At 60.4% G+C, this 21,145-nt stretch carries 16 protein-coding genes; all 16 read right to left on the bottom strand.

Annotated elements, in window-relative coordinates; translation table 11 throughout:
* Nucleotides 1–46: 46 nt before the first annotated feature.
* A complete protein-coding gene (locus ACP7EE_RS01520; protein WP_420646874.1) occupies nt 47–781 on the bottom strand; it encodes an amino acid ABC transporter ATP-binding protein in 735 nt (244 codons plus the stop codon).
* The gene (locus tag ACP7EE_RS01515; protein ID WP_426233031.1) at nt 774–1,733 is read right to left on the bottom strand and encodes an amino acid ABC transporter permease; all 960 of its coding nucleotides are present in this window, start codon (nt 1,731–1,733) and stop codon (nt 774–776) included. The genes ACP7EE_RS01520 and ACP7EE_RS01515 overlap by 8 nt, the downstream gene beginning before the upstream one ends.
* 144 nt (nt 1,734–1,877) lie before the next feature.
* Complete coding sequence (locus tag ACP7EE_RS01510) at nt 1,878–2,675, bottom strand: transporter substrate-binding domain-containing protein (RefSeq protein WP_420646872.1); 798 nt, start codon at nt 2,673–2,675, stop codon at nt 1,878–1,880.
* A gap of 190 nt (nt 2,676–2,865) precedes the next feature.
* Nucleotides 2,866–5,436 carry a glucans biosynthesis glucosyltransferase MdoH gene (gene mdoH, locus ACP7EE_RS01505; RefSeq protein ID WP_426233028.1) on the bottom strand — a complete coding sequence of 857 codons (2,571 nt, stop codon included), beginning with the start codon at nt 5,434–5,436 and terminating at the stop codon, nt 2,866–2,868.
* Nucleotides 5,429–7,243 (bottom strand): glucan biosynthesis protein G, encoded by a 1,815-nt coding sequence (locus ACP7EE_RS01500; protein ID WP_426233026.1) that lies wholly within the window; start codon nt 7,241–7,243, stop codon nt 5,429–5,431. The genes mdoH and ACP7EE_RS01500 overlap by 8 nt, the downstream gene beginning before the upstream one ends.
* A 276-nt stretch (nt 7,244–7,519) precedes the next feature.
* On the bottom strand, nt 7,520–7,957 hold the full coding sequence (gene dtd, locus ACP7EE_RS01495) for a D-aminoacyl-tRNA deacylase (RefSeq protein ID WP_420646869.1): 438 nt from the start codon (nt 7,955–7,957) through the stop codon (nt 7,520–7,522).
* Nucleotides 7,954–8,925 carry a prolyl aminopeptidase gene (gene pip, locus ACP7EE_RS01490; RefSeq protein WP_426233024.1) on the bottom strand — a complete coding sequence of 324 codons (972 nt, stop codon included), beginning with the start codon at nt 8,923–8,925 and terminating at the stop codon, nt 7,954–7,956. Before pip ends, dtd begins: the two co-directional genes overlap by 4 nt.
* Before the next feature lie 228 nt (nt 8,926–9,153).
* A complete protein-coding gene (gene hutG / locus ACP7EE_RS01485) occupies nt 9,154–9,957 on the bottom strand; it encodes an N-formylglutamate deformylase (protein WP_426233022.1) in 804 nt (267 codons plus the stop codon).
* 10 nt (nt 9,958–9,967) lie between these two features.
* Nucleotides 9,968–11,173 carry an imidazolonepropionase gene (gene hutI, locus ACP7EE_RS01480; protein ID WP_426233020.1) on the bottom strand — a complete coding sequence of 402 codons (1,206 nt, stop codon included), beginning with the start codon at nt 11,171–11,173 and terminating at the stop codon, nt 9,968–9,970.
* A 215-nt stretch (nt 11,174–11,388) separates the two neighbouring features.
* Entirely contained in the window at nt 11,389–12,921 is a 1,533-nt protein-coding gene (gene hutH / locus ACP7EE_RS01475) for a histidine ammonia-lyase (RefSeq protein ID WP_426233018.1), read from the bottom strand.
* Between the two features lie 117 nt (nt 12,922–13,038).
* The gene (gene hutH, locus ACP7EE_RS01470) at nt 13,039–14,562 is read right to left on the bottom strand and encodes a histidine ammonia-lyase (protein WP_426233016.1); all 1,524 of its coding nucleotides are present in this window, start codon (nt 14,560–14,562) and stop codon (nt 13,039–13,041) included.
* A gap of 157 nt (nt 14,563–14,719) precedes the next feature.
* A complete protein-coding gene (locus ACP7EE_RS01465; RefSeq protein ID WP_426233014.1) occupies nt 14,720–15,550 on the bottom strand; it encodes a quaternary amine ABC transporter ATP-binding protein in 831 nt (276 codons plus the stop codon).
* Entirely contained in the window at nt 15,547–16,398 is an 852-nt protein-coding gene (locus tag ACP7EE_RS01460; protein ID WP_426201812.1) for an ABC transporter permease, read from the bottom strand. The genes ACP7EE_RS01465 and ACP7EE_RS01460 overlap by 4 nt, the downstream gene beginning before the upstream one ends.
* Before the next feature lie 84 nt (nt 16,399–16,482).
* On the bottom strand, nt 16,483–17,451 hold the full coding sequence (locus ACP7EE_RS01455) for an ABC transporter substrate-binding protein (RefSeq protein ID WP_426233012.1): 969 nt from the start codon (nt 17,449–17,451) through the stop codon (nt 16,483–16,485).
* Nucleotides 17,452–17,521: 70 nt separating this feature from the next.
* Nucleotides 17,522–18,994, bottom strand: coding sequence for a purine-cytosine permease family protein (locus ACP7EE_RS01450; RefSeq protein WP_420646860.1), 1,473 nt, complete (start codon nt 18,992–18,994; stop codon nt 17,522–17,524).
* A 45-nt stretch (nt 18,995–19,039) separates the two neighbouring features.
* On the bottom strand, nt 19,040–20,737 hold the full coding sequence (gene hutU / locus ACP7EE_RS01445; RefSeq protein ID WP_420646859.1) for a urocanate hydratase: 1,698 nt from the start codon (nt 20,735–20,737) through the stop codon (nt 19,040–19,042).
* Nucleotides 20,738–21,145: the final 408 nt, after the last annotated feature.

The following is a 21,145-nucleotide window of genomic DNA, read 5'->3' as shown; positions in this document are numbered from 1 at the left end:
TGTGGGAGCTGGCTTGCCAGCGATGGCGTCCGAAAGAGCGCCGCAGTTACAGGACTTGGCGCAGAAAGGCCTGCGCGCGCGGATCCTTCGGTGCATCGAAGAACTCGGCCGGGGAAGCATCCTCCAGCAGTTTGCCGTGATCGAAGAACAACACCCGATCCGCCACTTCCCGCGCAAAACCCATCTCGTGGGTCACGCAGACCATGGTCATGCCCTCCACGGCCAGGTTCTTCATCACGTCCAGCACTTCGCCGACCATTTCCGGGTCGAGCGCCGACGTCGGCTCATCGAACAGCATGACTTTCGGGTCCATCGCCAACGCGCGGGCAATCGCCACGCGCTGCTGCTGACCGCCAGACAGACGCGACGGATACTCGCGAGCCTTCTGCGCAATCCCGACCTTCTCCAGCAACGCCAGAGCCTTGGCCTCGCTTTCCTTCTGCCCGCGCTTGCGTACGACTTTTTGCGCCAGGCAGAGGTTTTCCAGCACGGTCATGTGCGGGAACAGATTGAAATGCTGGAACACCATGCCGACTTCGCGGCGATAGGCGTTGACGTCGGTTTTCGGGTCGGCCAGTTGCAGGCCGTCGATGCTCACCGAGCCGGAATCGAATTCCTCCAGACCATTCAGGCAGCGCAGGAAGGTCGACTTGCCGGAACCGGACGGGCCGATCACCACCAGCACTTCACCCTTGGCCACTTGGGTGCTGACGTTATCCACCGCACGCACGACTTGGCCGCGAGTGTCGAAGACTTTTACCAGATCGCGGACTTCAATCACTTTGCGCGAGCCTCCGCTCAAGCCGGCTGGCGATTTTCGACAGCGGCAGGTTGATCAACAGGTACAGGCCGGCAACGCAGAACAGAATCTCGAACGGCGAGAACGAAGTGGTGATGACTTCACGGCCGCTTTTCAGCAGCTCGGTGATGGCGATCACCGACACCAGCGACGTGTCCTTGACCAGACTGATGAACTGCCCGGCCAGCGGCGGCAGCACGCGCTTGAGCGCTTGCGGCAACACCACGTGACGCATCGACTGACCGGAGCTGAGGCCCAGCGACCGCGCGGCTTCGTTCTGCCCGCGAGCGATCGATTGCACGCCGGAACGGATGATCTCGGCCACGTAGGCGCCGGTGAACAGCGACAGCGCAGCGATCCCGGCGAACTCGCGGGACAGGTTCATCACCGTGCCGATGAAGAAGTAAAAAATGAAAATCTGCACCAGCAACGGCGTGCCGCGCACCAGTTCGACGTAGATCGTCGACAGGTCGCGCAGGGTCGGGTTGCTCGACAATCGACACAGCCCGGTAGCCAGACCGATCAGCAGCCCGAGTACTCCGGACACCACCGACAGCCACAACGTCGTCCACAGCCCCCACAACAGCGGCCCTGCCGCCCAATGTCGAGTGACACCCACGACGTCGCCTTCAGCGACATCATCGCCCTGAGCGAATGCCAGGCTGTTCTCGTCGACGGTCAGGTGCTGCTCGTCACCGGCGTCGTTGCGCAGGGTGACTTCAGCAGTGCCGCCCTTGCGCACCAACTCGCTCACGGTGGAAATGTCGCTGGCGCGCTGGGTCTCCTCGGCCTGATAGGCGAAGTACTGCGGCACACGGTTCCAGCGCCATTCGTAGGACATCAGCGACGTGGCGTAATACAGCGCGCCGGCCAGGCCGATCAGCACCAGCACGGTCAGCACATGCCAGGGCCATTGGGCTTTTTTCTGTTTCATGGTTTTTTGCAGGTTCCGAATTCTGTGTCGCCTGGGAGACCGCCATCGCTGGCAAGCCAGCTCCCACAGGTCTAGTGTGTTCACCTAAATCCTTGTGGGAGCTGGCTTGCCAGCGATTGGGGCAACTCGGTCTGGATGACCGAGTTATTCCATGTCCTTGAGCCACTCGGTGCTCTTGAACCACTTGTCATGGATGCGATCGTAGGTGCCGTCTTCGTGGATCTGGTGCAGGAAGTTATTGATGAAGTTGAGGCTGTCGTAATCACCCTTCTTCAAACCAAAAGCCAGCGGCTCGTAGGTGAACGGCTTGTCGAGGAATACCAGTTTGCCGGCCCCGACCTTGTTCACCGCCACAACGTTGTACGGTGCGTCGTAGATGAAGGCATCAGCCTTGCCATTGACCACGTCGAGCACCGCTTCCTGCTCGTTGTCGTAGCCGTGGTACTTGGCTTTGGAGATCAGCTTCTTGGCGACCATCTCACCGGTGGTGCCGAGCTTGGAGGTGATGCGGTAGTCGGCAGTGTTCAGGTCTTTGTACGACTTGATGGTGCCTTCCAGTTCCTTGCGGATCAGCAGGGTCTGGCCGACGACGATGAACGGTTCGCTGAAGTTCAGGCGCAGGTTGCGTTCCTGAGTCAGGGTCATGCCGCTGCCGATCATGTCGAACTTGTCGGTCAGCAGCGCCGGGATGATCCCGTCGTAACCGGTGGAGACCAGCTCCAGCTTGACGCCCATGGCTTTGGACATGGCTTTGAGGAGGTCGACTTCGAACCCGATGATCTCGCCACGCTTGTTAGTCATCTCGAACGGCATGTAGGTCGGGTCCATGCCGACTTTCAACGTGCCGCGCTTGACCGCGTCATCGATTGCGCCGGCCTGTGCCGCATTGACTGCAACCAGTGCCGTGACGCCGACCAGCAGCATCGACAGATACTTCTTCATCTTCAAGTCCCCAAAACCATTGCGTTTGCGGCGCGAAAACCGACAGAGATGAGCCAAAAAGCCCGGGCGCGCCAATTCGGGGACGGATGCTAACGCACTCGTCCGTTTGCACAAGGTTTTTTGCTCCGTCGCATTGCTATGCCTGCATTCGCAAGGCGAAAAAAAACCCCGCTTTCGCGGGGTTTTTTCATCAGGCCGGTTGAGCCTCAAGACTCAACGGCCGCAGCGGCAACAACGGCGCGTGCGGATCGGCTTTCACCGAAGCCCGCCACGCGTCCAGCCACTCGGCATGGCCTTCGCTCCAGACGATTTCGTGCAAGCGCGCCAGAGCCACCGGATCGCTCAGCAGTTGCAGACGATCATGGTTGTTCAGCCCGGCCGGACCGACCTTGATCGCGTGACGCACGCGCTCCTGGCGCAGCCACTCGATCGGCTCGGCCTGACCATGACGCGAGGTCGCCAGCGAGCACGCCAAGGCGTTCTGCTGGGGATCGACCACCGCGCGGACGAAGCCGTCGTTGAGTGCATGCCAGCGGTTTTCGTGGGTGTACTGATCGGTCGCCAGCAGCGCCTGTGGCGGATTGTATTCCTCGGGAATGAGGAACAGGCTCTCGTCACGGGATTTGAGGCCCAGACCGACACGGCTGGAAATCACCGACACCGGGATCGACAACATCAGCGAACCGACGATCGGCACCAGCCACCACAGGAAGCTCGGGTTCAGCCAGATCACCAGCAGCGCCCAGAAGAAACCCAGCAGTGTCTGTGGACCGTGGCGTTTGACCGCCTCGCTCCATGGTGTCGAGTCGTCGTCACGCTGTGGCGAGTTCCACGTTGCGGCCCAGCCGAGGAACGCGGCCAGTACGAAACGGGTGTGGAAGATCATGCGCACCGGCGCCAGCAGCATGGAGAACAGCATCTCCAGCAGCATCGACAGGGTCACCTTGAACTTGCCACCGAACTCTTTCGCGCCCTTGGCCCAGATCAGGATGATGCTCAACAGTTTCGGCAGGAACAGCAGCACGATGGTCGTCGAGAACAGCGCAATCGCTTTGTCCGGGTGCCATTGTGGCCACAGCGGATAGAGCTGACGTGGTTCGAGGAAGTACTGCGGCTCCATCAGCGTGTTCACCGCCAGCAGCGCGGTCGACAACACCAGGAAGAAGAACCACAGCGGCGCCGACAGGTACGACATCACGCCGGTGAGGAACACCGCACGGTGCACCGGGTGCATGCCTTTGACCAGGAACAGCCGGAAGTTCATCAGGTTGCCGTGGCACCAGCGACGGTCACGCTTGAGTTCGTCGAGCAGGTTCGGCGGCAGTTCTTCGTAGCTGCCCGGCAAGTCGTAGGCAATCCACACGCCCCAACCGGCACGACGCATCAGCGCGGCTTCAACGAAGTCGTGGGACAGAATTGCCCCGGCGAATGCGCCTTTACCCGGCAACGGCGCGAGGGCGCAATGCTCGATGAACGGCTTCATGCGGATGATCGCATTGTGACCCCAGTAGTGGGATTCGCCCAACTGCCAGAAGTGCAGACCGGCGGTGAATAGCGGGCCGTAAACGCGGGTAGCAAACTGCTGCATGCGCGCATACAGGGTGTCCATGCCCGACGCACGCGGCGCGGTCTGGATGATCCCGGCGTCCGGTGTGGCTTCCATCAAGCGCACCAGACTGGTCAGGCATTCACCGCTCATCACCGAGTCGGCGTCGAGTACGACCATGTACTTGTAGTCACCACCCCAGCGACGGCAGAAGTCGTCGAGGTTGCCACTCTTGCGTTTCACACGGCGACGGCGGCGGCGATAGAAGATCTTGCCAAAGCCCTTGGCTTCGCGGCAGACGTCCAGCCAGGCTTGTTGCTCGGCAACGCAGATGTCGCTGTCGTTACTGTCGCTGAGCACGAAGAAGTCGAAGCGATCCAGATCACCCGTGGCAGCGACCGACTCGAAAGTCGCACGCAGGCCGGCGAACACTCGCGGCACGTCTTCGTTGCAGATCGGCATGACCAGTGCGGTACGCGCGTCTTTGGCAATCGGCTCGTTGCCGGCGCTTTTGCCCGAGATGCGGTACTTGTCGTGACCAGTGAGCAACTCGAGGAAGCCCATCAGCGCCGTCCAGAAACCGGCCGACACCCAGCAAAACAGGATCCCGAACAGAATCAGGATGCTGGTTTGCAGCGCATACGGCAGCACTTGCGTGACGGTCTGCAGCAGCGGCTGGTGCAGGACTTCGTCGAGATCAACGAACGACCAGCCCTGATACGGCATGATGCCTTTCATGTACCAGCCAGCGACGATGGTCTGGCCGAGCATCAGCACCAGCAGAATGTAGCGACGGATGGAACCGACCGTACGCCAGCGCGCTGCCGGCAGGACGTTTTCGTCCTTCGGCGGCTGTGGCGGGTTGGTGCGGCCGGTCAGGCGACGCCAGCCACGCACCAGAATGTTGGTGCGCCACGGCTCTGGCACAACCTTGGTCCGACGAATCGGCGGCGTTGCTTTCAGGCAAACACGGCCGCTGGCGTCGAGCACCAGCATTTCCGCATCTTGCAGTTCTTCGGCAGTGCTCAGCGTCAGGCGCTTGCCCACCGAAGCCTGGGCGGCCTCGGCAGGAGCGTCGAAGGTTTTCGACGACAGGCGTTCATGCAGCTCGCTGAACGACTGGCAGCCCGCGAGTTCCGCGCGCTGCTCGTCGGTCATCGGCAGATGCGCCAGATACTCGGACAGAGTCTCTGGCTGTACTTGAGAATTACTCATCGGCAGGCAACTGATAGCTCCAGGTCTCGGTCAGGACTTCTTCAGTCGACGCCGATTCCGGTGTGGCTGGGGCCGCGTCCGCAGCGACTGGCTGCTTGGCGTCTTTGTTGGCCTTGTCCTTGGCATCTGCGGCTGGCTTGGCGTCGGCCTGTTTGGCCTCGGCTGCCTTGGCTTCCTTGTCGAGTTTCTCTTGTTGCTTGGCGGCGACCTTGTCAGCTTTGGCGACCGACGAATTGGAGGTCGGCAGCGAAGTCTTGGCCAGATCAGCCGGCACCACGTTTTGCGCCAGTGCCGCACGCATCTCGGTGGACTTGCTCGGATCCTTGATCTTCATCCGCAGGGTCAGGCGCCAGCCCTTGGTTTCCGGGTTGTAACGCACGCTGTTCTCGACCAGCTCGGCGTTGTCGCCGACGCTGACCTGGCTGCGCACGTCTGCATCCGGAGCCAGTGCGGCCAGGGATGGACCCATGAAATCCACCAGATAGGCAACGCTGCCATCCGGCTGACGAATCAGGTTCGACTGTTTCACATCACCGGTGGAACGCAGAGTCTGCTCGACCCAGGCGCTGTCCGGCGCGTGAAGTGCTGCTTCGTCGATGGTCCAGTGCATGCGATAGGCAAAGTCCAGCGGCTGGCCTGGCTCCGGCAGTTTTTCCGGGTTCCAGAACGCAACGATGTTGTCGTTGGTTTCGTCAGCGGTCGGAATTTCAACCAGCTCGACGGTGCCCTTGCCCCAATCGCCCTTCGGCTCGATCCAGGCGCTTGGACGTTTGTCGTAGCGATCGTCGAGGTCTTCGTAGTGGCTGAAGTCGCGGCCACGTTGCAGCAGACCGAAACCACGCGGGTTCTCGACGCTGAACTGGCTGACGGCCAGATGTTTAGGGTTGTTCAGTGGACGCCAGATCCACTCGCCGTTGCCGGCATGGATCGACAGACCGCTGGAGTCGTGCAGTTCACGACGGTAGTTGAGCACTTTCGACGGCTGGTTGGCGCCGAACAGGAACATGCTGGTCAGCGGCGCGATGCCGAGCTTGCCAACCTTGTCACGCAGGTACATCTGGCCTTTGACATCGACAATCGTGTCGCTGCCCGGACGCAGAGTCAGGCGATAAGCACCGGTAGCACGCGGCGAATCGAGCAGGGCGAAGATCACCAGGTGCTTGTCACCCGGCTTCGGCTGCTGAATCCAGAACTCGCGGAAACGCGGGAATTCTTCACCGGATGGCAAAGCGGTATCGATCGCCAGACCACGGGCGGACAGACCGTAGGTATGACCCTTGCCGACGACGCGGAAGTAACTCGCGCCGAGCATGGTCATGATTTCGTCTTGCTTGTCAGCCTTGTTGATCGGGTACAGCACACGGAAACCGGCATAACCCAGTTGTTCGGTGGCTTTAGGATCGAATTTCAGATCGCCGAAATCGAAACGTGCCGGATCGTATTTGATCTCTTCGACGTTGTTCGCGGTGATTTCGTTGATTTTCACCGGCGTATCGAAGTGCATGCCCTGGTGATAGAAGGACAGCTTGAACGGGGTTTTCTGATCAGCCCATTCGGCTTTTTCAGTGCGGAAACGAATTTTCTGATAATCCGCGAATTTCATTTCGCGGAATTCGTTCGGCAGGTTACTGCGCGGGGCTTCGAATTTCTGCCCGGCCAGCTCTTTAGCCTTGACCGACACATCGTCGAGATTGAATGCCCAAAGCTGGCCGGCGCTGAGCAGGCACAGGAGTGCCGAGCCCGCTACCAGAGCACTTCGCAAGCGTTTGGCAGACAATTTTGGTGCATTACAGGGACTAACAATCACGAGCAACCCTCGCCGAAAACAGATCAAAAAACCAACGGCCAGCTATCTATATGCCAGGTTGGCGAGCATTGTTCCGACTCCGGCAGGGCAAAATGATTCCCCAATCGGATACGGACAAGTCTCTACCTAAGTCAAAACGGATACAGCGGACGCTGATCCCCATGCTCGCGATTATCTAGTAGCCCGCATGACAACGCATCAGGGGTAACAAAGTATTTATCGCGAAAAAACCCTGTTTTCAGTCGAAAAGCCTTTAAAAAGATGTTTCAAGCGCTTTCACGTCTGTAACAGGAAGGTTACCGGGCCATCGTTGACCAGGTGCACCTGCATATCCGCGCCGAATCTACCTGATGCCACAGTGCCATGCACCTGTTTCGCTTTGGTTAATAGATAGTCGAATAATTCCTCGCCCAGAACCGGAGGGGCGGCGGTCGAAAAACTCGGGCGCAACCCGCTTTTGGTGTCGGCAGCCAGGGTGAACTGAGAGACCAGCAGCAACCCGCCATCGACGTCCGCCAAGGACAGATTCATCTTGCCGTCGGCGTCACTGAACACTCGATAGTTAAGCAGTTTATGCAGAAGTTTGTCGGCGCTGGCGCGCGTGTCGTCGGGTTCGACAGCCACCAGTACCAACAAACCCTGATCCACCGCGCCAACCACTTCGCCCGCCACTTCGACCCGCGCGCCTTTCACGCGCTGCAACAAACCCTTCATGCTTCTTCGGGCGGCAGATCGAGCAGGCGTTGGGCCATCTGGCCGGCCGCGCGCACCAGTGCGTCGGTAATGCCCGGTTCAGACGCGGCGTGGCCGGCGTCGCGAATAACCTGCAGCTCGCTGTTCGGCCATGCCTGATGCAATTCCCAGGCATTATCGAGCGGGCAGATCACGTCGTAGCGGCCGTGGATGATCACGCCCGGCAGGTGGGCGATCTTGCCCATGTCGCGAATCAGCTGATTCGGCTCAAGGAACGCGTTGTTGGTGAAGTAATGGCATTCGATCCGCGCAATCGACAGCGCGCGCTGCGGCTCGGAGAAACGATCGACCACCAGCGGATTCGGGCGCAGGGTTGCGGTGCGCCCTTCCCACGTCGACCACGCTTTGGCTGCGTGCATTTGCGCGATCTGATCGTTGCCGGTCAGACGTTTGTGGAAAGCGCTGAGCAGGTCGTCGCGCTCGTCCTGCGGGATCGGCGCAATGTAGTCCTGCCAGTAATCGGGGAACAGACGGCTGGCACCAGCCTGATAGAACCACTCGATTTCCTGCGGACGGCAGAGAAAGATCCCACGCAGGATCAAGCCGTGTACCCGTTCCGGGTGGGTTTGCGCGTAGGCCAGCGCCAGGGTCGACCCCCAGGAACCGCCGAACAGCACCCATTTGTCGATGCCCAGATGTTTGCGGATGCGCTCAAGGTCGGCGACCAGATCCCAGGTGGTGTTGTTTTCCAGGCTGGCGTGGGGGGTGGAGCGTCCGCAGCCGCGCTGGTCGAAGGTCACAATGCGATACAGGTTCGGATCGAAGTAGCGCCGGCTCTGTGCGTCACAACCGGCGCCGGGGCCGCCGTGGATGAACACCACCGGCAAGCCTTCCGGTGAACCGCTTTCGTCGACGTACAGGGTATGGGTGCCGTCGACGGCCAGATCGTGCCGTGCGTGAGGTTTGATCTGCGGAAACAAAGTCTGCATTGCGCGCTCCGTAAGGGGTCGGGTCATCCCTGGGGGGACTTGTATTATTCTGCCGTCCGGCATCATAAACCCGATTTACGTCAATGAGCATGCCCCGGATCGAATCAAAACCTGTGGCGAGGGAGCTTGCTCCCGCTCGGCGGCGCAGCCGTCGCAGAATGTTATGGGGCTGCTTCGCAGCCCAGCGGGAGCAAGCTCCCTCGCCACAAAGGTCGTCTCCCGCACGGGTTATGCGGTGTGATGGGTTTTGCCCCACGCCAGGAAGGCTTCCAGCAATTGCTTGAGGACTACTCGCGTCGGCTCCGCCAGATCAGGGCGATAGCGGAACGGTTCGAACTCTTCCATATAGGTGCACTGGCCAAGCTCCAGTTGCACGGCGTGGATATTTTCCGCCGGGTTGCCGTAATGGCGGGTGATGTGCCCGCCCTTGAAACGCCCGTTGAGCACATGGCTGTACTCTCCGTGCCGCGCGCAAATCGCCTCCAGTTGCGCGGCCAGTTGCGGATCGCAACTCGCGCCGTTGAAAGTACCGAGATTGAAGTCCGGCAGTTTGCCGTCGAACAGGTGCGGGATGATTGAGCGGATCGAATGCGCGTCGAACAGCAGCGCGTAGCCAAACTCGGCCTTCAGCCGCGCCAGCTCTTGCTGCAAGGTGCGGTGATAGGGCGTCCAGATTTGCTCCAGATAGGTCGCCCGCTCTTCTTTCGACGGCTCCAGCCCTTCGCGGAACAGAGGAATGCCGTCAAACAACGTCGCCGGGTACAGACCGGTGGTCGCGCCGACGTACATCGGCTTGTCGTCGGAAGGCCGGTTCAGATCGATGACAAAACGCGAATATTCGCCAGCCAAGGTGCTTGCGCCAAGTTCAGCAGCGAAGTCATACAGCTGTGGAATATGCCAGTCGGTGTCCGGCAGGCTTTTCGCATCGGCGATCAACCCGGCCTCGACCATCGGCGTCAGACGCAAACCGGCGTGAGGCATGCTGATCAGCAGCGGCACGCGACCTTGTTTGAAATTCAGAACCTTATCCACAACCACTCTCCTACAGACTTGATTCAACGCCGTGACGCACGACGCGTTTGTCCAGTTCACCGCCCAGCCAATAGGCCAGATCCGCCGGCCGGTCGATCTGCCAGGCGACAAAATCCGCGACCTTGCCGACTTCCAGCGAACCGTGGGTCTTGGCCATGCCCAGCGCTTGCGCCGCATGAATTGTGGCGCCGGCCAGGGCTTCTTCCGGGGTCATGCGGAAACAGGTGCACGCCATGTTCAACATCAGCCGTAGCGACAGCGCTGGCGAGGTGCCGGGGTTGAGGTCGCTGGCGATGGCAATCTTGACCTTGTGTTTGCGCAAGGCGTCCATCGGCGGCAACTGGTTTTCGCGCAGGAAGTAGAACGCGCCCGGCAGCAACACCGCGACGGTATCGGCTGCAGCCATGGCGATGGCGTCGGCTTCGTCCATGAATTCCAGATGATCGGCGGACAACGCCTTATAGCGCGCGGCGAGGCTGGAGCCGTGCAATGACGACAACTGCTCGGCGTGCAGTTTCACCGGCAGCCCCAGTTTTTGCGCGGCGATGAACACGCGCTCAACCTGCTCCGGCGAAAACGCCAGGTATTCGCAGAAGGCATCTACTGCATCGACCAAACCTTCGGCAGCGAGGGCGGGAAGCATTTCAGTGCAGATATGGTCGATGTAGGCGTCGGCGCGATCGGCGTATTCCGGCGGCAAGGCGTGTGCGGCGAGACAGGTGCTGCGTACGCTGATCGGCAATTCGTCGGCGAGACGCCGGATGACGCGCAGGATCTTGCGTTCGTTGGCCAGATCCAGACCGTAGCCGGATTTTATTTCGACCGTGGTCACGCCGTCGCGCATCAGGCTTTTCAGGCGTTTGGCGGCGCTGGCGAACAGCTCGTCTTCAGTCGCTTCACGGGTGGCGCGCACGGTGCTGGCAATGCCGCCGCCCTGCGCCGCGATTTCCGCATAGCTGACGCCTTGCAGACGCTTTTCAAATTCGCCGCTGCGGTTACCGCCAAACACCGTGTGGGTATGGCAGTCGATCAGGCCGGGGGTGACCCACGCGCCTTGCAGATCGGTGACGGCCGGGTATTCGCCGGATGGCAGTTGCGTGCGTGGGCCGATCCACTCGATGTGCGCACCTGACGTCACGATGGCGGCGTCTTCGATGATCGAGTAGACGCCGTGTGCCATGGTTGCGACGTGGCAGTTTTGCCAGAGGGTTTTCACTATGGGCCTCCGTTGGGAATCTGTTTGATGAGGAGCCTGCTAAAAGCCCCTCACCCTAGCCCTCTCCCGGGGGGAGAGGGGACGGACCGAGGTGTTCTGGCGCTATACATCGACCTGAAACATCCAGTCGATCTCAGGTTTTGAAAAGCACGAATATCTACTCCCTTCCCCCTCTCCCCCACTGGGGGAGAGGGTTGGGGTGAGGGGGTAGATTCTTACAGGCTAGGCAATAGCTTCGCCGGAACCAGCTCTGTCAAACACCGCGAAGCCAACAACTCGGTCGCCGCATTGATGTCCGGCGCAAAAAACCGGTCTTTCTCGTAAAACGGCACTTCCTTACGCAGAATTGCCCGAGCCTTTTCCAGTTTTACCGAGGTCTTCAAACCTCCACGCAGATCCAGCCCCTGCGCCGCCGCCAGCCATTCCACCGCGAGAATCCCGCGGGTGTTTTCAGCCATTTCCCACAAGCGCTTGCCGGCGGCCGGCGCCATCGAAACATGGTCTTCCTGATTCGCCGATGTCGGCAGGCTGTCGACCGAATGCGGATGCGCCAACGCCTTGTTCTCGCTGGCCAACGCGGCGGCAGTCACCTGGGCAATCATGAAACCGGAATTCACCCCGCCATTCGCCACCAAAAACGGCGGCAGTTGCGACATGTGCTTGTCCATCATCAGCGAAATGCGGCGCTCGCTCAGCGAGCCGATTTCGGCAATGGCCAGCGCCATGTTGTCAGCGGCCATGGCCACCGGTTCGGCGTGGAAATTACCGCCGGAAATCACATCGCCCTCGGCAGCGAACACCAGCGGGTTATCCGACACCGCGTTGGCTTCGACCGCCAGCACTTCGGCAGCCTGACGCAACTGAGTCAGGCAGGCGCCCATGACTTGTGGCTGGCAGCGCAGCGAGTACGGATCCTGCACCTTGTCGCAGTTCTGGTGCGAATCGGACACTTCACTGCGCTCACCGAGCACATCGCGATAAGCCGCGGCAGCGTCGATCTGCCCCTTCTGGCCACGAGCCGCGTGGATCCGCGCGTCGAAAGGCGAACGCGACCCGAGCACCGCTTCAACCGTCAGACCACCCAGTGCGATGGCGCCCGCGAACAGGTCTTCACCTTCAAACAGACCACGCAGCGCATAAGCAGTGGAAACCTGCGTGCCGTTGAGCAGCGCCAGACCTTCTTTCGCGGCCAGGGTCAGCGGGGTCAGACCGGCGACTTTCAGCGCTTCAGTCGCCTCCAGCCACTCGCCCTTGTAACGCGCCTTGCCCTCACCCAGCAGCACCAGCGACATGTGCGCCAATGGCGCCAGGTCGCCAGACGCACCCACCGAACCTTTCAACGGAATGTGCGGATAAACCTCGGCGTTGATCAGTGCAATCAGCGCATCGATCACCACGCGGCGGATACCGGAAAAACCACGGCTGAGGCTGTTGACCTTGAGCACCATTACCAGCCGCACCAGCTCATCGCTGATCGGCTGGCCGACGCCAGCGGCGTGCGACAGCACCAGCGAACGCTGCAGGTTTTCCAGGTCTTCGCTGGCGATGCGCGTCGAAGCGAGCAGACCGAAACCGGTGTTGATGCCGTAGGCAGTGCGGTTCTCGGCGAGGATCTGCTCGACACAGGCGACGCTGGCTTCGATCTGCGCCGAGGCGCTGTTGTCGAGGGTCAGCTTGACCGGGTTGTGATAGATCTCACGCAGTTGGGCCAGGCTCAGTTGGCCGGGGATCAGATTCAGCGCAGTCATTTTGTGCTCCTTTTGAGAGTTTATTGTTAACTCGCCAGACGCTCCGGAGATGTCCGTTGTCCGTCGCGTCTGCCCTTTTTGGGGAGTCGCGCCTTGGCACGCTGGCGTAGATAGTTTTCAGTGCAAATTCGGTAACGCGTGATGCAACAACTTCGGATCTTTCAAAAGGCTTGCGGCGGCGGCGATATCCGGTGCCAGCCAACGATCCTGATCGTAAGCCGGGACCTTCTCGCGCAGCAGTCGCCACGCGATATCGGTGCCTGCGCCGAAGCGCTGTTCTTTCAAAAATTCAAACGCCTGCGCCGCCAGCAAATACTCGATCGCAAGGATCTGCGTGCAGTTTTCAAGCGCACGGTGCAGCTTCAGCGCGGCGTTGGTGCCCATGCTCAAATGATCTTCCTGCAAGCCCGAGGTGACGTAGTTGTCGAGCACCGCCGGTTGCGCCAACTGGCGGTTTTCCGCGCACAGCGATGCGGCGACGTATTGCACGATCATCATCCCCGAATTGACTCCCGGATTGGCCACCAGAAACGCCGGCAGACCGCTGACGTGCGGGTTGATCAGGCGATCCAGACGACGCTCGGCAATCGAGCCGATTTCAGCCATGGAAATCGCCAGTAGATCCGCCGCCAGCGCCACTGACTGACCGTGCGGATTGGCTTGGGACATCACCCGGAAATCCTCCGGCGTACCGAGCAGCAACGGGTTATCGGTACAGCCGTTGAGTTCGGTTTCGACTTGCTTGATTGCGTGTTCGAGTTGATCACGCGCAGCGCCGTGCACCTGGGGAATCGAACGAATGCTCAACGCATCCTGAGTACGAATGCCTTTGCTCGATTCAATCACTTCACTGCGATCAAGCAATGCGCGCAAATTGATGCCGACCTGCTGCATGCCCGGATGCGGCTTGAGCGCGATGATCTCGGCATCGAACGCGGCAATCTGCCCGCGCTGCGCTTCGAAACTCATGGCGCCGATCACGTCGGCCCATTGCAGCAGGCGCGTGGCATCGTCAATCGCCAGACAGCTGAGGCCGGACATGCACGGCGTGCCGTTGACCAGACACAAGCCGTCCTTTGCGCCGAGCTGCACCGGTTGGAGACCTTCTTCGGCCAGCGCTTGCTGCGCGGAAACGATTTGCCCACGATAGCTGACGTTGCCCACGCCCAACAGCGCGATGCCGATGTGCGCCATGTGCGTCAGGTAACCGACTGAACCTTGCGCCGGGACTTGCGGGGTGATGCCGCGATTGAGCAGCGCCAGCAGCGCTTCGACCACTTGCCGATGGATGCCGGATTTGCCGTGGCTGTAATTGCGGATCGCGGCGCAGATGATCGCGCGGGTCTGCTCATCGGGCAGCACTGCACCGACGCCGCAAGCGTGGCTGAGCAGCGTGTTGCGCGAGAGCTGGCTGAGTTGTTCATCTTTCAGCGACACGTTGCACAACGCACCGAGACCGGTGTTGACGCCGTAAGCGCGTTCGCCGCTGGTGACGATGCGCTGGACGATGGCCTGCGCGTTATCGATACGCGCCCAGGTCTGCACCGACAGCTCGAGTGACGCGCCGTGGCGCGCGACGGCGACCACGTCCTGCCAACGCAAATGGTCGCCAGTGATCACGATTTTTTCAGCCTGGGACATCTTCAACCTCACACCAATTCTGTTGATGCATGCTTTTTGTGGCGAGGGAGCTTGCTCCCGCTCGAGCGCGCAGCGGTCGCAGATTTTTTGGGGCCGCTTCGCAGCCCAGCGGGAGCAAGCTCCCTCGCCACAGAAGCAGTCTCACCACAAACTTCTCTCAAACCACTGCCGCCCGTCGCTGCACGAACCGGTCGACATACTCATCTGCCGGCGAATGCAGGATCTCTTTCGGTGTGCCGACCTGAATCAACCTTCCATCCTTGAGAATCGCAATCCGGTTGCCAATGCGCACCGCCTCATCAAGGTCGTGGGTAATGAACACGATGGTCTTGTGCAGGGTCTTCTGCAGCTCGAGCAACTGATCCTGCATCTCGGCGCGGATCAGCGGATCGAGGGCGCTGAAGGCTTCGTCCATGAGAATGATGTCGGTGTCCGCCGCCAGTGCGCGAGCCAGGCCCACACGCTGACGCATACCGCCAGAGAGCTGATGCGGGTATTTGTTTTCGTAGCCCTTGAGGCCGACGGTGTTGATCCAGTGCAGCGCGCGTTCGGCACACAGTTGCTTGCTCTCGCCGCGCACTTTCAGGCCGTAGGCGACGTTGTCCAGCACGCTCTTGTGCGGCAGCAGGCCGAAGCTCTGGAACACCATGCTGATCTTGTGCCGGCGAAATTCGCGCAGGGCTTGCATGTCGTATTGCAGGATGTCCACGCCGTCCACCAGGATCGCGCCGCTGGTCGGGTCGATCAGGCGATTGAAGTGCCGCACCAAGGTCGATTTGCCCGAGCCGGACAGGCCCATGATCACGAAAATCTCGCCAGTGCCGATGCTCAGCGACAGGTCATTCACGCCGACCACACAACCGGTTTCGGCCAGCACCTGATCCTTGGTCTTGCCCTGGCCAATCATGCCAAGCGCTTCTTTCGAGCGATTGCCGAAAATCTTGAAGACGTTTTTGACTTCGATCTTGCTCACGATTGCGTTGCTCATTTGCTCACCTCGTGCCGTGGCCGACCGTACGCCTGAGTAATGCGGTCGATGACCACTGCGAGAATCACGATCGCCAGACCGGCCTCAAGCCCGCGTCCGACGTTGAGGGTCTGAATCCCCACCAACACATCTTCACCCAGGCCACGGGCGCCGATCATCGAGGCGATCACCACCATCGACAGGGCCATCATGGTGGTCTGGTTGATCCCGGCCATGATGCTCGGCAGGGCCAGCGGCAGTTGCACGCCGAACAGCTGCTGCCAGCGATTGGCGCCGAACGCGTTGATCGCTTCCATGACTTCACCGTCGACCTGGCGGATGCCCAGATCGGTCAGGCGAATCAGCGGCGGCGCGGCGTAGATCACCGTGGCGAAAATCGCCGGCACCTTGCCCAGACCGAACAGCATCAGCACCGGGATCAGGTACACGAAACTCGGCATGGTCTGCATGATGTCGAGCAGCGGCATCAGCACCGAACGCAGGCGATTGCTGCGCGCCGAGAGGATCCCCAGCGGGATGCCGATCAGCACCGAAATGACAGTCGCGACCATCATCAGCGCCAGCGTCTGCATCAGCTTGTCCCACAAGCCGACCGCGCCGACCAGGAACAACAGACCGACGATCACCGCCGTGGTCACGACCTTACGGGTGGCGTGCCAGGCAACGCCGCCAACAATCGCGAGCATCAACCACCAAGGGGCGGCGCGCAGCAGGCCTTCAAGATTGACGATGGCCCACAGCAGCGTGTCGGAGATCTGCCGGAACACATCGCCGTAGTTGGTGACCAGCGCATCGACCCAACCGTTGACCCAGTCGGCGATGGAAAAGGTAAAGCTCTCGGGAAACATAAGCGGCTCTCAATCAGGAAACTCAAGCAAGCGATTGCGGTGAACACCCCGGCCCGCCTCTCGGTTGGCCGGGAGGAATTCGACCTACAGCGCCGCGTCGATTTTCTTGGCAGCGTCTTCGCTGACCCATGCATGCCAGACTTCAGGATGTTCCTTGAGGAAGATTTTCGCCAGTTTCGGCGACTCGATGCGTTCCTTGGCCATGCGCCCCAGATTCTGGTTCAACAGGTCGATTGGCAGGTTGACCTTTTCCAGCACGGCCACCAGTTCCGGGGCTTGCTCGTGGAAGGTCTTGGACAGGCCGACCTTGATCGTCACGCGCTTGTCGACACCGGGTTTTTCTTCGAGTTTGACCGCATCGATCTGGCCCATCAGCGGGGTCGGCGTCCAGTAGTAGAACAGGATCGGTTCGCCACGCTTGTAGCTCGACAGCACCGCCGCATCCAGCGCCGGGCCGGTGCCCGGACGGAAGTTGGTGTAGCTGTTTTCCAGACCGTAGCTTTTCAACATTTCGCTGTTGTCCAGCTCGCACGTCCATCCGGCCGGGCAGTTATAGAAGCGGCCCTTGGCCGGTTCTTCGGCGTCTTTGAACACGGCGGAATATTTGGCCAGGTCAGCGATGTTTTTCAGGTCTGGCGCCTTGGCTTCGAGCTTGCGCTTGGCGTCGCCTTCGATCACGTAGCGCGGCACGTACCAGCCTTCAACTGCGCCCACCACCGGCGCGCCGACACCGACGACTTTGCCGGCCTTCTCGGCCTTGTTCCAGACCTCGCTGCGACCGACCCATTCTTCGGCGAAGATCTGAATGTCGTTGCTGCTCAGGGCGTTTTCCATGGTGATGGAATTGCCCGGCAGGCTGTCGGTCTTGCAGCCGTAGCCTTTCTCCAGCACCACCTGCAGGACGTCGGTCAGCAGCATGCCGCTTTCCCAGTTCAGGCCGGCGAATTTCACCGATTTGCCGGACTCGCACCAGCCGGCAGCCTGAGTGGCGCCGGCGCTGGCCAGCAGGCCCATGGACAGCAATGTGGTCAGCAGGGTCTTGTTCGATTTCATTGTCGTGACGCTCCTAATCATGAATTGGCTTACGGCAGTCAAGAGGCATCCAGCCCTGTCCACGTCCAGATCAGGCCTGCGCCGCAGCGCGAGTGGCCCCACTTGTTGTTGGTTGTGCAACGCTGTTCTGCTCGACCGGCAGAATCAGTTGATCAGGTACCGAGCCGTGCCATTTTTTCGCACACACGTAATACAGCGCGGCGGGCACCACCAGACCGATGATCCACGAGATGTCTACATCGCCCAGCGCCGCCACCAGCGGGCCGGTGTAGAACTTGCTGGAGATGAACGGCAACTGCACCAGCACGCCGAACACATAGATGCTGATACCCAGCAGGTTCCAACGGCCGTAGCGACCATTCGGATCGGCCAGCGCCGGTACGTCGTAGCGCTCACGGGTGATGCAGTAGTAGTCGACCAGATTGATCGCGCTCCACGGCGTGAAGAACGCCAGCAGGAACAGGATGAAAGACTTGAACGCACCGAGGAACGAGTGCTGCCCGAGCAGCGCCATCAGGGTCGCCGCACCGACGATCACCAGCACGAACACCAGACGCTGCATGCGCGTGACTTTCAGCTCACCACGAAAACCACTGATGATGGTGGCGATGCACATGAAGCTGCCGTAGGAGTTCAGCGTCGAGATGGTCACCTTGCCGAACGCAATGCTGAAATACAGCAGTGCAGCGGTGGCACCGGTCCCGCCCAGACCGACGATGTATGCCACTTCATGCCCGGCAAATTGGCCGTTGGCCGAAGCCGCCGCGAACACGCCGAGAATCATCGCCACTTGCGCGCCAATCACCGAACCGGCGCCAGCGGCAAAGAAGGTTTTCACCGAGGAAGTCTTGCTCGGCAGGTAACGCGAATAGTCAGCCACGTAAGGGCCGAAAGCGATCTGCCACGAGGCCGCAAGCGACACCGCCAGCAGGAAGCTGCTCCAGCTGAAGTGGCGGATCTGCAGGAGTGCGCCAACGTCGGTCTGGCTCATCAGGCGGTAGAACAGATAAACAAAGGCGATCACACCCACCACACTGGCAACCCGGCCAATCCAGTGGATCACCCGATAACCGAGCACCGTCACCAGCACGATAACGCTGGCGAAAATCAGAATGCCGACGCTGTCGCTGACACCAAACAACTGGCCCAGCGCCTGCCCGGAAAGCACCGTACCGGTGGCAGTGAAGCCGAGGTACATCAGGCACACCAGCACGATCGGGATCGCCGCGCCATACACACCAAATTGCACGCGGCTGGAAATCATCTGCGGCAGACCGAGCTTCGGCCCTTGCGCCGCATGCAACGCCATTACCCCACCGCCGAGCACTTGGCCGATCAACAGACCGATCAACGACCAGAACACATCACCGCCCAGCACCACGGCCAACGCCCCGGTGACAATCGCGGTGATTTGCAGATTGGCGCCCATCCACAGGGTGAACTGGCTGAACAGACGACCGTGTCTTTCCGCTTCCGGGATGTAGTCGATCGAACGCCTTTCGATCAACGGTTTGTTGCTTGCACGATCGTTGCTGACAGCCATGATTCAACCTCTGTGGATTGTTATTGGAAGGGTTGGCTCGGGTGTTTATTTGCCAGTGATCATTGGCAGGTTCAGGCCTTGTTCCTTGGCGCAGTCGATGGCGATCTGGTAACCCGCATCGGCGTGACGCATGACACCGGTGGCCGGGTCGTTGTGCAGCACACGGGCAATACGCTCGGCCGCTTCGTCAGTACCGTCGCAGACAATCACCATGCCCGAGTGCTGGGAGAAGCCCATGCCGACGCCGCCGCCGTGGTGCAGGGAAACCCAGGTCGCGCCGCTCGCGGTGTTCAGCAGAGCGTTGAGCAATGGCCAGTCGGACACGGCGTCGGAACCGTCCTGCATCGATTCGGTTTCGCGGTTCGGGCTGGCGACGGAACCGGAGTCCAGGTGGTCGCGACCGATGACGATTGGCGCGGACAATTCACCGCTACGCACCATCTCGTTGAACGCCAGACCGAGCTTGGCGCGCAGGCCCAGGCCGACCCAGCAAATACGTGCCGGCAGACCCTGGAAGCTGATGCGCTCGCGGGCCATGTCCAGCCAGTTGTGCAGATGGGCGTCGTCAGGGATCAGCTCTTTGACCTTGGCGTCGGTTTTGTAGATGTCTTGTGGATCGCCCGACAGTGCAGCCCAACGGAACGGACCGATGCCGCGGCAGAACAGCGGACGGATATAAGCCGGTACGAAACCCGGGAAGTCGAATGCATTCTCGACGCCCTCTTCCTGGGCCATCTGACGGATGTTGTTGCCGTAGTCGAAAGTCGGGATGCCCATCTTCTGGAATTCCAGCATCGCTTTGACGTGTACTGCCATCGATTGCTTGGCGGCTTTGACCACGGCAGCAGGCTCGGTCTTGGCGCGAGCGCGATACTCTTCCCAGGTCCAACCGGCTGGCAGGTAACCGTTGAGTGGATCGTGGGCACTGGTCTGGTCAGTGACCATGTCCGGACGCACGCCGCGCTTGACCAGTTCCGGCAGAATTTCAGCCGCGTTGCCCAACAGCGCGATGGAGATCGCCTTGCCTTCTTTGGTGTATTTGTCGATGCGCGCCAGTGCGTCGTCGAGGTCGGTGGCTTGCTCGTCGACGTAACGGCTATTGAGGCGGAAGTCGATGCTGACTTGCTGGCATTCGATGTTCAGCGAGCAAGCGCCGGCCAGGGTTGCGGCGAGAGGCTGTGCGCCGCCCATGCCGCCGAGGCCTGCGGTCAGCACCCAGCGCCCTTTGAGGTCAGCGTTGTAATGCTGGCGACCGGCTTCGACGAAGGTTTCGTAGGTGCCTTGAACGATGCCCTGGCTGCCGATGTAGATCCAGCTGCCGGCGGTCATCTGGCCGTACATGGCCAGGCCCTTGGCGTCTAGTTCGTTGAAGTGCTCCCAGCTCGCCCAGTGCGGCACCAGGTTGGAGTTGGCGATCAGTACGCGCGGCGCATTACTGTGGGTCTTGAACACGCCGACCGGCTTGCCGGATTGCACCAGCAAGGTCTCGTCGTCATTCAGGTTGGTCAGGCTTTCGACGATCTTGTCGTAGCACTCCCAGTTGCGCGCAGCGCGGCCGATGCCACCGTAAACCACCAGTTCTTTCGGGTTCTCGGCGACTTCCGGGTCGAGGTTGTTCATCAACATGCGCAGCGGCGCTTCAGTCAGCCAGCTCTTGGCGGTCAGCGTGTTACCGCGGGCGGCACGGATTTCGACGTCACGTCTCTTTGTATAAACGGCAGTTGTAGGCTTATTGTCAGTCACGAAAAAGACTCCTCAGCGATCAATTCAAACCAACCCTGGCAGTGGGCAAGCAGCTGTGCGCATCAATGCGCGACCAGCGAATCAGTGGACGCTGCGGGGGAGTCTGGTTCGACTCATACGCATACGTCTTTACTTGTACATACAAGCATATGCAATCGAGCGGCCAACTTGTCGGTCGGGGAATCGAGAACGATTGGGCGCAGAGCTGGAGAGCTCATGAATCAAGGGTTTGGGCTTGGATGAAATTTTTTGCGGGAATTTTTTCGAGGGTGTACGAGCCGTTACATAAGCGTGGCTTTGCGCCACGCTGGGGCGTTCGGTAACAAATTGGTGCGTGAGTTGGGAACAAGTTGTGGAAGCAAATGTGGCGAGGGAGCTTGCTCCCGCTGGAGGCCGAAGGACTCCCAA

Origin of the sequence: Pseudomonas sp. TWP3-2, from assembly GCF_049897765.1 — a bacterium.
Classification (GTDB): domain Bacteria; phylum Pseudomonadota; class Gammaproteobacteria; order Pseudomonadales; family Pseudomonadaceae; genus Aquipseudomonas.
This window is presented reverse-complemented; position numbering and strand designations above follow the sequence as displayed.